This is a genomic window from Marnyiella aurantia, assembly GCF_014041915.1.
GTDB lineage: Bacteria > Bacteroidota > Bacteroidia > Flavobacteriales > Weeksellaceae > Marnyiella > Marnyiella aurantia.
This window is the reverse complement of sequence record NZ_CP059472.1, coordinates 2,098,540-2,111,007: the sequence shown is the minus strand read 5'-3', so window position 1 is coordinate 2,111,007 and position 12,468 is coordinate 2,098,540. Positions and strand designations below refer to the sequence as shown.

13 protein-coding genes are annotated in these 12,468 nt (G+C 43.8%); 6 read left to right on the top strand and 7 right to left on the bottom strand.

The annotated features are described in order from the left end of the window. Window positions 1-12: 12 nt before the first annotated feature. Both H1R16_RS09820 and recR read right to left on the bottom strand, forming a co-directional pair. Window positions 13-819: a glycosyltransferase family 2 protein gene (locus H1R16_RS09820; protein ID WP_181886713.1), complete on the bottom strand. Its 807-nt coding sequence runs from the start codon at window positions 817-819 to the stop codon at window positions 13-15. Between the two features lie 38 nt (window positions 820-857). Continuing rightward, the gene (gene recR, locus H1R16_RS09815; RefSeq protein ID WP_181886714.1) at window positions 858-1,469 is read right to left on the bottom strand and encodes a recombination mediator RecR; all 612 of its coding nucleotides are present in this window, start codon (window positions 1,467-1,469) and stop codon (window positions 858-860) included. Between the two features lie 74 nt (window positions 1,470-1,543). Between recR and H1R16_RS09810 the strand changes: the two genes are divergently transcribed. After that, entirely contained in the window at window positions 1,544-2,146 is a 603-nt protein-coding gene (locus H1R16_RS09810) for an LURP-one-related/scramblase family protein (protein WP_181886715.1), read from the top strand. Between the two features lie 38 nt (window positions 2,147-2,184). On the opposite strand, the gene H1R16_RS09805 is transcribed toward H1R16_RS09810, so the two are convergent. Both H1R16_RS09805 and H1R16_RS09800 read right to left on the bottom strand, forming a co-directional pair. Then, window positions 2,185-3,345, bottom strand: coding sequence for a M20 aminoacylase family protein (locus tag H1R16_RS09805; protein WP_181886716.1), 1,161 nt, complete (start codon window positions 3,343-3,345; stop codon window positions 2,185-2,187). After that, the gene (locus H1R16_RS09800) at window positions 3,342-4,805 is read right to left on the bottom strand and encodes an MFS transporter (RefSeq protein ID WP_228451056.1); all 1,464 of its coding nucleotides are present in this window, start codon (window positions 4,803-4,805) and stop codon (window positions 3,342-3,344) included. The genes H1R16_RS09805 and H1R16_RS09800 overlap by 4 nt, the downstream gene beginning before the upstream one ends. Before the next feature lie 207 nt (window positions 4,806-5,012). Here H1R16_RS09800 and H1R16_RS09795 point away from each other — a divergent pair, with 207 nt between their 5' ends. The 3 genes from H1R16_RS09795 (at window position 5,013) to H1R16_RS09785 (ending at window position 7,763) form a co-directional block, all read left to right on the top strand. Beyond that, a complete protein-coding gene (locus H1R16_RS09795; protein WP_181886718.1) occupies window positions 5,013-5,510 on the top strand; it encodes a hypothetical protein in 498 nt (165 codons plus the stop codon). A gap of 66 nt (window positions 5,511-5,576) precedes the next feature. Next, on the top strand, window positions 5,577-7,019 hold the full coding sequence (locus tag H1R16_RS09790) for an aminoacyl-histidine dipeptidase (protein ID WP_181886719.1): 1,443 nt from the start codon (window positions 5,577-5,579) through the stop codon (window positions 7,017-7,019). 207 nt (window positions 7,020-7,226) lie between these two features. Continuing rightward, window positions 7,227-7,763 carry a DUF4256 domain-containing protein gene (locus tag H1R16_RS09785; RefSeq protein ID WP_181886720.1) on the top strand — a complete coding sequence of 179 codons (537 nt, stop codon included), beginning with the start codon at window positions 7,227-7,229 and terminating at the stop codon, window positions 7,761-7,763. A gap of 54 nt (window positions 7,764-7,817) precedes the next feature. Here the strand turns inward: H1R16_RS09785 and H1R16_RS09780 are convergent, their stop codons facing one another. The 3 genes from H1R16_RS09780 to H1R16_RS09770 all read right to left on the bottom strand — a co-directional run bounded on the left by H1R16_RS09780 (window position 7,818) and on the right by H1R16_RS09770 (window position 10,875). Beyond that, entirely contained in the window at window positions 7,818-9,056 is a 1,239-nt protein-coding gene (locus H1R16_RS09780; RefSeq protein WP_181886721.1) for a hypothetical protein, read from the bottom strand. Between the two features lie 21 nt (window positions 9,057-9,077). Then, a complete protein-coding gene (locus H1R16_RS09775) occupies window positions 9,078-9,959 on the bottom strand; it encodes a hypothetical protein (RefSeq protein WP_181886722.1) in 882 nt (293 codons plus the stop codon). Between the two features lie 103 nt (window positions 9,960-10,062). Further along, entirely contained in the window at window positions 10,063-10,875 is an 813-nt protein-coding gene (locus H1R16_RS09770) for a helix-turn-helix domain-containing protein (protein WP_318028035.1), read from the bottom strand. A 142-nt stretch (window positions 10,876-11,017) separates the two neighbouring features. Here H1R16_RS09770 and H1R16_RS09765 point away from each other — a divergent pair, with 142 nt between their 5' ends. Both H1R16_RS09765 and H1R16_RS09760 read left to right on the top strand, forming a co-directional pair. Continuing rightward, on the top strand, window positions 11,018-11,719 hold the full coding sequence (locus H1R16_RS09765) for a DsbA family oxidoreductase (protein WP_181886724.1): 702 nt from the start codon (window positions 11,018-11,020) through the stop codon (window positions 11,717-11,719). A gap of 80 nt (window positions 11,720-11,799) precedes the next feature. Beyond that, window positions 11,800-12,375, top strand: coding sequence for a YceI family protein (locus H1R16_RS09760; protein WP_181886725.1), 576 nt, complete (start codon window positions 11,800-11,802; stop codon window positions 12,373-12,375). The last annotated feature ends 93 nt before the right edge of the window (window positions 12,376-12,468 follow it).

Below are 12,468 nucleotides of genomic sequence, written 5' to 3'. Positions count from 1 at the left end.
TCAAATAAACGATTACCTACCTTTCGATTTATAAAATACATTACGGCACATGCGAAAGCCATATTTCAGCCTGTAAAACAAAGAATAATTGATGAACTCCGGAAAACTGATTCTGCCTGAACAATACATGTCACGAAGATTTTTATGGAAGCCTTTCTCCATTTCCTTTAAATTCGCCGAGAGGCCAGAAACTCCGAAAGTCCTTTTGCCGTTGCCTGCAATCACTAAATTTTCAGCCAAAATATACATTTTATTTTTTTGCGAAATTTTTAACCAATAATTATGGTCCTCAGCAAACATCTGATCACAATCAAAATAACCTGTATTTGCTATAATTTCTTTTTTAAAAATTACTGTTGGACTGGCAATGCCATTCCGAAACAATAATTTTCTGAATGTTACTTTTGCTAATTTATTATTTGAAAAATAGGGAAAGAGGAGTTTATCCTTATTTATAAGACAGGAAATAAAATCAATTTGCAAACCTTTATCATGCACCTGCATCATTTGCTTCTCCGTTTTCTGCGGCAACCACTCATCATCTGCATCCAAAAGGGCAATAAAATCGCCCTTCGATCTTTCCATTGCCACATTCCTGGCTTTTGAGACGCCCTGATTTTGCTGATGAATAAGTGTAATATCCAATCCCGGATTTCGAGCCATGTATTCCTGAACAGCCTCGGCACTTTGGTCCGTAGAACCGTCATTTACAATAAGGATCTCAAATTTCCCCGTCCAGCTTTGGGCCTTCACCGAGTCCAGGCATTTTACGATGCTCTGTTCCGAGTTGTACATGGGAATAATTACCGAAATCATCATGTTAATGTACGAATATCCTGCTTAAATATGGGGTTGCGCTAATCCTTTTCGTCATAAGGAACACGGTTCTGTATGGACCGCCCAAGCGAAATCTCATCCGCATACTCCAATTCATCGCCGACAGATATTCCGCGGGCTATGGTAGAGAAATTAACTTTGAGATGTTTGAACTTTTTGTAGATATAATAAGTGGTGGTATCTCCCTCCATTGTCGCGCTCAAAGCGAAGATAAGTTCTTTTACAGATCCGGTCTCCAGTTTGCGCTCAATAGCCGGAATGTTCAGCTGGTTAGGACCGATCCCTTCCATAGGCGAAATCTTACCGCCGAGAACGAGATATCTTCCACGGTACTTCCCTGTGTTTTCTATCGCCATTACATCGCGTACATCTTCCACAATGCAGAGCACCTCGTCGTTTCTCTTAGGATTGGAGCAGATTTCACATATTTCCGCATCCGAAAAATTATGGCAGTCGCGGCAGTACTTAATGTCGGTAACCAACTTTTGCAGGGACTCACCAAGTACCATAGCCTGGCTTTCCGGCTGCCTGAGCAGATGAAGTGCAAGCCTGAGGGCTGACTTCTTACCGATACCGGGAAGCCCGGAAATCTCCTCTACGGCCTTTGCCAATACTTTACTTGGGTACTCCATTCAACAAAAATAAAATTTCTAAGCACAAGGTGCAAATCTGGCCTGTTTTAATATCTTTACCCAAAACAGTCCGCATGCTCAAAAACCTGAATTACCCTCTTGATTTTAAATTTAAGATCACCACCCTATCCAGCGATTTCAATATAACAGACAGAAACGGAAATTATGTAGCATACGTCCGTCAGAAGATGTTCAAACTGAAGGAAGATGTGATTGTCTTTAATGATGAAAGCAGGACCGGAGAACTTTTCAGGATTAAAGCAAATCAATGGATCGATTTTAATGCATCATATGCTATTACTGATCAAAAAACCGGTCAACGCTTCGGAAACCTTTCCCGCAGAGGAATGCGTTCCCTATGGAAATCACAATACGATATAGCTGACGGAAACGGCCAGACAAAATACCAGATCAATGAAGACAATGGCTGGATAAAAGTAATGGACGGCATTGTGGGTGAAATTCCACTTGTCGGAATGCTTTCCGGTTATTTTCTGAACCCTTCTTATACTGTAAAGGACAATGGCGGCAGAGAGTACTTCCGCCTCAAGAAAATGCCCTCACTTTTCGGGCGTAAATTCCAGCTGGACCGCCTGATTGACATTGCCGATGAGGACGAAGCTTTGGTTATACTAAGTTTCCTGATGATGGTACTTCTGGAAAGAGAGCGCGGTTAATTACAAGCCACTTAAAAAGTGCATTTATTAATGAAATATTATTTCAAATATTCTTCTACCAGATGCACCCAGTAAGCAGCTCCTGTTGGCAGAATTTCCTGATTAAAAACGTACTGTGGATGGTGAACCATTAGGGTGTCGCCATTACCTACCATGCAATAATTACCTTTTTGCTTTTGCAGCATAAAAGCGAAATCTTCACTTCCCATATAAGGTTTAGCTGGGTACACCACTCTGTCTTCACCGAAGTATTTGCGTGCGACATCCCGTGCAAAGGCAGTTTCCTGCTCGCTGTTGACCAGAACCGCGCCCGGAACACCTTCCTTTATTTGCGCAGTAACGCCAAAACTCTCAGCCTGCGTTTTCGTGATGCTGCGTACTTTATCCAGAACAAGGATTCTGTCTTCAGCCGTCATAGTCCGGATGCATATCTTAAGTGAAGCTGTTTGCGGGATCACATTGCCCACTGTTCCGGAATTGAAAGCTCCGATTGTCACTACAGCCTGATTCCAGGGATTTACATTCCGGGAAACAATTGTTTGGAGAGCCATTACCAGTGCTGAACCTGCTACGACGGGATCAATGGCTTTTTCCGGCATGGAGCCATGACCACCCTTCCCTTCCAGTATGATTTCCCAGTTGTCTACTGCAGCCATAAATTCACCTTCGGCAAAATGAAAAGTACCTGTTTCCAAACCCGGCATATTGTGCATTCCAAAAACTGCATCAACCGGATATTTTTCAAAAAGACCGTCGGCGATCATTGCCGGTCCACCTTCCATTGTTTCTTCGCCCGGCTGAAAGATCAGGCGTACGGTCCCGTTGAAATTTTTGGTCTCTGAGAGGTACTTTCCGGCGGCCAGCAACATTGTGGTATGACCGTCATGTCCGCAAAGATGTGCCCGCCCAGGCACCTGGCTTTTATAGGGCAGACTATTGTGCTCTTCAATAGGCAGCGCGTCAAAATCCGCGCGAAGACCAATGGATTTACTGCTGTCGCCTACCTTCAGTGACGCCACGATACCATATTTACCTACATTTTCGGAAATCTCAAAGCCGTCAAATGTTTTCAGGACATCCAGAATGTATCTGGAGGTATTTTCCTCGGCCATAGAAAGTTCCGGCTGCATATGCATGGTGTCCATCCAATCTTTCATCTGAGTCAGATTGGCGGACAGCTGTTGTTCTAAAGTATTCATTTTGATTCGGTTTTTTGTTTAGGAACGGTAAGGACAATAGACAGTATTGCAGCAATAACCATAAGCAGGTTTAGTGCAAGCGCCACCATTGCTGCCTGTCTTACGGCAAGGTTATCCTGGCGGCCCGTAAAGGTGAAAAGGCCGTTCAGCCATTCTGCATTATCACCGTCACCGCTCATCGCGGTAAAAATGCCCGAAGAGACGGCTACTCCAATGGCTGCTCCCAGGGAGGATGCCATTTTGTAAATTCCTGAGCCGGCACCTGACTGGTTATCAGGAAGGTTGGATAATGCCGCATCTGTGGACGGTGTAGCATAAAAGGCAAGTCCAAGTCCGAAAAGTGAAAAGGCTGCAACGGCAAGTATTTTATAAGCTCCAACATCCAGATTGGTAGCCATAAGAAGTAAAATGGCCAGACCAACAATAGCGGAGCCCCAAACCATGGGTTTTCGCGCCCCAAAACGCTGCAGTAGCTTCTCGCCCACGCGGATAAATAAAACTATCGTGAGCGCATAACCCAGGGTCAGGAGCCCTGCCTGCTGGGAAGTAAGTCCCGCACCTAACTGTACCAGAGAAAGGGAAACAATCAGAATGCCAGATGTTGCATTGAGCAGAAAGTTAGAAATTGTGGCACCCGTATAGGTAAGGTTACGGAACAGTTTGAAATCGACAAAAGCATTTACGTTTGAATTTTCAATCCTGTAAAAAATATAACCAAAAATCAGAAATACAGCTAAAATCCCAAGGGATGTAAGGCTGGTCCAACCAAAATCACTCCCCTTAAGCAGCAGCAGCTGAATAGCAATAATGGCTATCATAAAAGTAAAGACACCTGCGAGATCAAATTTATAGTCTGTCTTTACCTCACCTTTGCTTTCCGGCGTTCCCTTCACCATAAAGAAACCAATAACTGAAACCACTACCGTTGCCCAGAAGATATACCGCCATCCCAAATTGGAAGCAACCAGCCCTCCAAAAAGCGCGCAAAAGCCTGCGCCACCCCAGGAGCCAATGGACCAAAGGCTGATTGCCCTTTGACGGGCCGGACCGTCCCAATAAGCTTTCACCAGGGCCAGACTGGCGGGCATGATACAGGCACCTGAAAGCCCCTGAAAAATCCGACCCGTCAGTAAAACTGGATTCGCCAGCGAGCCGGCTGGAGTGATGGCCACCAGAAGCGCTCCCACAATGCTGAAAACAAAGCCTATCAGAACCATTTTCACCCGTCCGATGCGATCCGCAAGACCACCGAAAACAACAATGAAAATACCCGAGAACAGAGAAGTTATAGATACGGCAATATTCATTGCACTCTGTTGTATCCCTAAGTCGGCCGCCATCTCCACATTAATATTAAGGGTAGTTTGTGCGAAAAGCCAAAAGGCCAGCACCCCCAGGATTATTCCGTAAAGAAGACGGTCCGTGCCCTTATAAGTCATTGAGGTATCAGTTATTTTCATATAATCCGTCATTAAAGGTTAATATGCAAAACAGAATTCTAAAATAAAGTTACAACTGTATATTGAGAAACTGACAAAAAAATTGCGGCTCATTGAAATTAATTACTTTCCAAAACATTAGGTCTGCTAATGGCGACAATAACCCGATACCATCCTTCAATATTTATTATCTTTGTGCGTACCGCTCCTATTCAATAAAAAAGATAAATGAACAGCAAACATTTTCTATTAGGTTTACTTACCCTTGCAATTATACAATCCTGTAAGAAAGAATTCCAAGACCTTTCGTCCACCCAGTCAGCCGATACTACGACAACAGTTTCCACGCAGTCTAGACAGCCTGAAGTTGCCACATCTGCGCTGCAAACCTTTGCTATGCCAGTTGAGGTGGAAGGCTGTTCCTGCTATTTTGCCAAAAGTCAGGAGGATTACGATAATGAGCAGTTTGTTTATGTAGATGACTACGGTAACAGCGCGTACATCAAGCTGGAAGGCAAAATGATAAAAATCCCAATGGAGGAGGGAGATTTTGACCCGTCTAACTTCAACAAAGTTATCGAAGACTTGGATTATAAGATAAGTATGACCGGTAGAAAAACCAGCGAGCAGGACGAAACTATGATGTTCCAGGGAGAGCTAAGTGTATATATCAAGAAAGAAGACCGCACCATCACTACGCCTGTGTACGGCGAATGCGGCTGTTAAACCAATTAGCGTATCAGCTAATCTTCTTTTGGCGCCGAATAAATATTATCAAAAAAACAATTAAATATGGACATTACTCAAATAGAACCGCAATCCGTCTGGAAAAACTTTGCCGCACTCAACGCTGTGCCCAGACCTTCCAAAAAGGAGGAGCGTGTTATCGAATTCATGAAGAACTTCGGCGAAAAGCTGGGGCTTGAAACTATGGTGGACGAAGTAGGCAATGTGATCATTAAAAAGCCCGCGACTGCCGGAATGGAAGACCGCAAGACAGTCGTTTTACAGTCCCACCTGGATATGGTACATCAGAAGAACTCCGATGTTAACTTTGATTTTAACAGTCAGGGTATTGAAATGGAGGTAGACGGTGACTGGCTGAAGGCCAAAGGAACTACCCTTGGTGCAGACAACGGCCTGGGGGTTGCCGCCATAATGTCCGTACTGGAAAGTACAGATATCGCACACCCGGCAATTGAAGCCCTTTTCACAATTGATGAGGAAACCGGAATGACCGGAGCCATGGGTCTGAAGCCCGGCACACTGCAGGGTGAAATCCTGCTGAACCTGGACACCGAGGAAGATGATGAAATAGACATAGGCTGCGCCGGCGGAATAGACGTAACTGCATCACAAACCTACGCACTTGAAAGCGCAAATGGTCAGATTGTTAAGATTGAAATCAAAGGACTTCAGGGCGGTCATTCCGGTATGGACATCCATAAAGGATTCGGTAACGCGAATGTGATTCTGGGCAGACTTTTGTACACAGGTATTGCCAACGAGAACATCCAGCTTATCAGTATAGACGGCGGCGGGCTCCGTAATGCGATCCCGCGTGAGGCGATGGCCATACTATCCGTACGTAACTCTGTAGAGTTCATAGAGCAGGCTACAGAACTTAAAGAAGCCATTCTGGAAGAGTTTACCAGCGTAGAAAAAGACCTTCATATCAATATCGAAACATTTTCCAGCACCGAAAAAGCAATTTCTGAAGCTGATTCACGGAAGATTATTCTGGCACTTAAATCGGCTCACAATGGTGTATACCGCATGAGTCCGGACGTTGCGGATTTAGTAGAAACTTCCAACAACGTGGCACGGGTGGAACTGAAAAATGGCGAACTTAAAATTTTAAACCTGTCCCGCTCTTCTGTAGAATCCTCAAAATATGCCGTGGCCGAGCAGTTGAAATCTGTCTTTGAACTTGCGGGAATGGAAGTTGAGTTCAGTGGCTCTTACCCGGGCTGGAAACCAAAACCGGGTTCCGACATTGTAAAACTGATGGAAAACATTTATGAAAGAGATTTCGGCAGCAAGCCACATGTTATAGCCTGTCACGCAGGTTTGGAATGTGGAATCATCGGCGCTAATTACCCTAAGATGGAAATGGTAAGTTTTGGACCCACCATCCGCGGGGCACACTCGCCGGACGAAAGAGCCAACATTCCTTCGGCTCAGAAATTCTGGAGCTTTCTGAAAGAAATACTGAAGGAGATCCCGAAGAAATAAAAGCAACAAAATAAAAATGAATATCCAAAATGCGCAAGTGTTTTGGATATATTTATTGAATGTATTTAAAGATTCTGCCACGCAAAATAATGTGAATGCGAAGAAGTTCTCTCGAAGCGACATATCAAAAAAGCATCTTTGATGACCTTTTTCAGAAAAATGATTTATAATTTTACATTGAAAACTATTCACAGAAATCCACCTAATATGTTACCTGACAATCTTTTAACTATCCTCCAAACCCGCTTCCAGGAAAATCCTGAGCGTCATAAAAATTTGGAATGGTCCGAAATTCAGAAAAAACTGGAAGCCAAGCCGGAGAAGCTTGAAATCCTCCAGAAAATGGAAGACACCGGCGGTGAGCCTGATGTAGTTGGTTTTGATGAAAAATCAGGAGAGTATCTGTTTATGGATTGCGCGACCGAAAGCCCAAAAGGCAGACGGAGCTTCTGCTATGATAAAGTGGCGCTCGACAAAAGGAAGGAAAACAAACCCAAAAACAACGCAATGGATGCCGCAGCTGAAATAGGCATTGAAATGCTGGATGAAGATCAGTATCGCTATCTGCAGTCCCTTGGCACGTTTGACGCAAAGACCTCAAGCTGGCTGGTAACACCAGAAAATATACGTAAGCTAGGTGGTGCTATTTTTGGAGATTACCGCTATGGAACGGTATTTATCTATCACAACGGCGCTGACTCCTATTATGCGGCACGCGGTTTCAGAGGTTTACTCAGGTTGTAATTCTCTAATTCGATTAAAGTATTTGAACATCTTTATACAGGCGCATCAGGTGGATTAGCTGCAAGGGTTTTTCTTCATAGCCTCGGGAATCTTCATAAATATCGGTCTAAGTTCCTCATTTAGCCTGGTGGTGTTATTGCGGTTCCTTGCTTTGGTCGCATCAACTTCCAGTTCGATGGCTTTAAACTCTTCCACTTTGTTCTGAAGGCAGCTGCGGCGTTTGGATGCCCGGCTCAGTTCTTCACCTTTGTATTTGTTTCTGGCCAGTCCCTCTTCTATCTGGCATATCTTATATTCGTCCTGCAAACGCATCAACTTAAAGCTTTCGAAGTGGTCATATTTGGAAAAGGCTTTTTCCATGTCCGAATGTTTACTGTAATCTATACGGGTGTCCTTCAGATAATTCAACTGTTCCTTTTTGCCTTCGTTCTGTTTTTTCTGCTCTGCCAGCACCTTCATTTTAAGCGCAGCACATGGATCTTTTGAGTCGGACATTTTTACTAGTTTTTCCTCTACCTTCGCGCCATCTTCCTCTGCATGGGCTAGTGCCTCCACTACGCGTGTGTCTTCTTCACGCCGAAACGCAGACGGATGGAAGCAATCGCTACCGTCCACTTTTTTGAAGCTCAAGGTCTCAGACCGGCTTTCGCCCTGTTCGTAACCCAAGACAAGGAAGTTTCCTTTTGAAGTTTCCAGGAAACCAATACCGTAGGCACCCAGAAACTTAAGACCTTCAAAAGCTTCGGGGAAGTTGCTGTCTGTAAGTATAAACACACTTATCTCACCATCCAGGCTTACATATTTTCGGCCCTTAAATTCGTTACCGGCAAATTCGCGAAACTCATTTTTGTAGGTGAATTTCTTCATGGTAAACATATTTTCTGGAGCCGAATCATCGGTGTTCCCGGTCCTTACATAATGTTTCAGTATAGTATTACGTGTTCCCTGCTCCCGCTGTGCCGAATTATAATAGGTATAGGTATTCCCTTTCAGGGTTTGAATGTATGCATAGAAATCAAGATGGTTCATATCGTAACTGCAGCCGGCCTGCTTTGTACTGTCGAAACCAAAACTGAGCACCGCTCCGGTTTCTCCATTAATGTAGAAACATCCCGCGACCTCCCGCCCGCCAAAGACACCTTTGTAGTTTACCTTATAATCAAAACACAACTTATCATTGTACCGAAAGGGCCGTGCATTTGATGGATTTTCGAACACCTTCGCCTTTTTTTCTTCCTGCCCTTGTAGACAGGATATTAGGAGCGAAAAAAGCAAGGTATAGATCGATTTCATGATTTCAGTTTATTTGGATCCCTATTTAACCTCTGCAATCCGAAGATTGCTAATGTAGAAACCATCGGTGGGTTTCGGCATTAGAGGTGCTGCCCGGAAATGAAAATTATTTCGGTACGCACTTTTATCGAAACCTTTGGGCAAATCAATTATTTTCTGATTTCCCATATACAGCCGGATCCGGGTACCGTTCACGCTTATGCTGGCGCGTATGTTCTTGTTTGCCATGCGGTCTACCGGCCATTCGGTGGTGTTTTCCCGACCGGAATACAGACTTGTGGAATAACCTATAAACTGTTTTACGGAAGGTGGAATCAGGAAATAAAAAATACTTTTATGCTGAAGTGAGTTCTTGGCCGGATTCTGCACTTCGGAAAACCCAAAAGTAACTGGCGGCCGCAGACCGGAATCCGGGTATACAAGGTCAAACTCAACAGTGAAATTCTGAGGCAACGCACCTTTGATTTCCGGAAAAACTGCTGTATTATCAGGTACTTTAAGCCATTTGCCACCCTGACCCCTCAGCGTAACAATCTCACCACTGCCATTCGTATTCCAGCCGGAGGGAAAATCGCCTGCCGGATATCTAAGGAAATCGTCCGTAAATATTGTCCGGCTTCCGGCTTCAAAATCAAATGCGGAACTCGCCTCGGTCTTAATCCCGGTATTTGTTTGTACAGTAGATTTTTGATTCCCGGCTGCAGTTGACACCTTCTTAGACGTATCTTTCACGGTACCCTCCACTTCATTCAACCCTCTGTCAATGGCACGGTCTGTATGACGGTCAATACGCTGGTTCACCTTCTGTTCCACTTTCCGCTCCAGCTTTTTGAGGAATTGGGCAGGAGCAAGCATGGTTCCCGCCAGCAGAACTATTAATGCAAGTGTTGATTTTGTTTTCATAATACTATCTTTTAGTTGAGTGATAATTGCCGATAGAATTGACACTACCACACAAAGTTGGCAGATTAAAGTTTTTTATGATAGTAAAAAATCCCGAAAAAGGTTATAAAGTGATCAGCTTGGACATGTTCCATTCACTGGACTGCATAAGAGACGGTGTATAACCATAAAATCTCTTAAACTCACGAATGAAATGGTTTTGGTCAAAATAGCCAAACTCCTGCGCAATATCGCACCATGACATTTCCGGACGGGTTTGAATAAACCGCAGACATTGATTAAACCTTTCAATGCGGCTGTACATCTTTGGGGTAAGACCTATTTTCTCCTTAAAATGGTCTTCGAGGCTGGTAATAGACATAGCCACATCCGAACAGAGATTCCGGACACTCGCCGTACCACTGCCCTGCCTGATTCTTGAAATTGCATATTCCATTGTCCCACAGGAAGTGCTGGTCACAGAACGTGCTTTCTGTAGCAACCATGATTGTAAAACTCTTAAAATGACATCTGCATTGCTCCCCAGGTCTTCCAGCAGCGTACAAAACGCTTTAAGTTTGGGAAAGATGTCTTCCATCTCTATTTTCGAATTCCTGAACTCATCCTGAGGCAAACCCAGTAGAAAATAAGCCCCGTAAGGTGTAAAGTTGATAAAAACAAAATGAGCCGTACGACAACGGTAAGTCCTGTGTGAATCAAACTGCCCGCTGAAGCGGAAAAAGGTTTTCAGTTCACAGTCCTGTACAGCATCGTAAATCATCCTGTCGGGTGCAAGGTTTAGGATAAGTCCCGAAAAGCCATGCGGAAAGAAATCAAAATTGGCATCACCATCCAGACCGGGCGCCAGATTGATATACCCCAGGTTCTGGACATAGGGCCGCATTGCTGGATGTGGTTTGTAAAACCGGACGGACATCTAACAAATTTAGTTAAATTTATACTTAAAAATCAGCGCTTTAAATAATAAATACAGTTGCGGCTATCAGCACAGTTAACCTACATCAACGGGAATGACGCTGGATAACCGTAAATTTGTAATTATTTATAACAACAATATCATGAAAATAAATATCTGGAGTGACGTACGCTGTCCGTTCTGTTATGTAGGTAAAAAGAAATTCGAAAAGGCACTGTCCCAGTTTCCGGAAGCTGCCGGTGTGCAGGTGGAATGGCATAGCTTCCAGCTGGATCCAAATTTGGAAACCCAGGCCGACCGTGATCCATTTGATTTCTTTGCGGAAAAGAAAGGCATTTCCAGACAACAGGCCGAAGCCATGCACAACCACGCTTCCGCAGTCGGCAAAGAGGCCGGAATTGACTTTAACTTTAAAGATCAGAAAGTCGCCAATTCCTACAACGCGCATCTGCTGATTCAGTTGGCGAAGACCAAAGATTTGGGAAATGAGGTGGAAGAGGCTCTTTTCCGTGCACAGTTTCTGGAGGCAAAGAATATTGATGAAGAGGCGGCACTTGTTGCCATTGGAAAAGAGATAGGTCTGTCAGAAGAGGAAGTAAAAAATGCGCTCTCGTCTGATGAGCTGGCGTACGCTGTTGCTCAGGATATGCAGATGGCCTCCAAATTGGGCATCAGTTCGGTTCCTTTCTTTGTTTTCAACGATAAGTACGGAGTGTCGGGTGCACAGCAACCCGAACTTTTTTTGGAAATTCTGCAAAAATCCTGGAAGGAATTTTCCGAAGGCGACAAGGGCCTACAGATCATAAACGGCGATAGTTGCGATACTGGGGGAAACTGCAACTGATTTCTTATCATACATCAACCCCCGCCCAATGGCGCTTGTCTATCTTTGCATTAGTAATTAACCAATTAAAAATATCAGTTATGAAAAAATTTATGTCTTTATTTTTGCTGACCATGCTTACTGTTAGTGTGTATGCACAGAAAGTACTGGTGAGCGACCCCGCACACTCCAGAATCCAGTTTTCGGTAATTCACCTTACGATAAATGATATCGTCGGTAATTTTGAGACCGCAAATCTTACAATCAACGCGGATGAGAAAAATTTCCTGAATTCAAAAATGAGCTTTGATGTAGATGTAAATTCAATCAATACTCATATTGAAGCCCGTGATAATCACCTCAGAAGCGCTGATTTCTTTGATGTAGCCAACCATCCGACAATGACGTTCACTTCGACTTCCATTACCAAAGGAAAACAGAAAAACTATTATAATGTGAACGGTAACCTTACTATGCACGGAGTTACAAAACCTGTTTCAGTTGTACTTGTATACCGTGGTTCTGTTGTAAACCAGATGAACAAAAAGGATACCCACGGTTATCAGGTAATGGCTACAATTAAAAGATCTGATTTTAATGTAGGTCCAGGTTTCCCGGAAGCCGTAATAAGCGATCAGGTTAGGATAAAAGGTGACTTTGAATTAACGCAGAAGTAATCATAGTATATTTAATTTAATTGAAAGCAGACCCGGAGCGATTCGGGTCTGCTTTTTGATAGCGATAATCCTGCTGATTAAAAAGCATTACTT

What these genes read in the sequence shown, in the direction of transcription:
- H1R16_RS09820 (WP_181886713.1), bottom strand. Translation starts at nt 819, where the DNA reads ATGATGATTTCGGTAATTATTCCCATGTACAACTCGGAACAGAGCATC.
- recR (WP_181886714.1), bottom strand. Translation starts at nt 1,469, where the DNA reads ATGGAGTACCCAAGTAAAGTATTGGCAAAGGCCGTAGAGGAGATTTCC.
- H1R16_RS09810 (WP_181886715.1), top strand. Translation starts at nt 1,544, where the DNA reads ATGCTCAAAAACCTGAATTACCCTCTTGATTTTAAATTTAAGATCACC.
- H1R16_RS09805 (WP_181886716.1), bottom strand. Translation starts at nt 3,345, where the DNA reads ATGAATACTTTAGAACAACAGCTGTCCGCCAATCTGACTCAGATGAAA.
- H1R16_RS09800 (WP_228451056.1), bottom strand. Translation starts at nt 4,805, where the DNA reads ATGAAAATAACTGATACCTCAATGACTTATAAGGGCACGGACCGTCTT.
- H1R16_RS09795 (WP_181886718.1), top strand. Translation starts at nt 5,013, where the DNA reads ATGAACAGCAAACATTTTCTATTAGGTTTACTTACCCTTGCAATTATA.
- H1R16_RS09790 (WP_181886719.1), top strand. Translation starts at nt 5,577, where the DNA reads ATGGACATTACTCAAATAGAACCGCAATCCGTCTGGAAAAACTTTGCC.
- H1R16_RS09785 (WP_181886720.1), top strand. Translation starts at nt 7,227, where the DNA reads ATGTTACCTGACAATCTTTTAACTATCCTCCAAACCCGCTTCCAGGAA.
- H1R16_RS09780 (WP_181886721.1), bottom strand. Translation starts at nt 9,056, where the DNA reads ATGAAATCGATCTATACCTTGCTTTTTTCGCTCCTAATATCCTGTCTA.
- H1R16_RS09775 (WP_181886722.1), bottom strand. Translation starts at nt 9,959, where the DNA reads ATGAAAACAAAATCAACACTTGCATTAATAGTTCTGCTGGCGGGAACC.
- H1R16_RS09770 (WP_318028035.1), bottom strand. Translation starts at nt 10,875, where the DNA reads ATGTCCGTCCGGTTTTACAAACCACATCCAGCAATGCGGCCCTATGTC.
- H1R16_RS09765 (WP_181886724.1), top strand. Translation starts at nt 11,018, where the DNA reads ATGAAAATAAATATCTGGAGTGACGTACGCTGTCCGTTCTGTTATGTA.
- H1R16_RS09760 (WP_181886725.1), top strand. Translation starts at nt 11,800, where the DNA reads ATGAAAAAATTTATGTCTTTATTTTTGCTGACCATGCTTACTGTTAGT.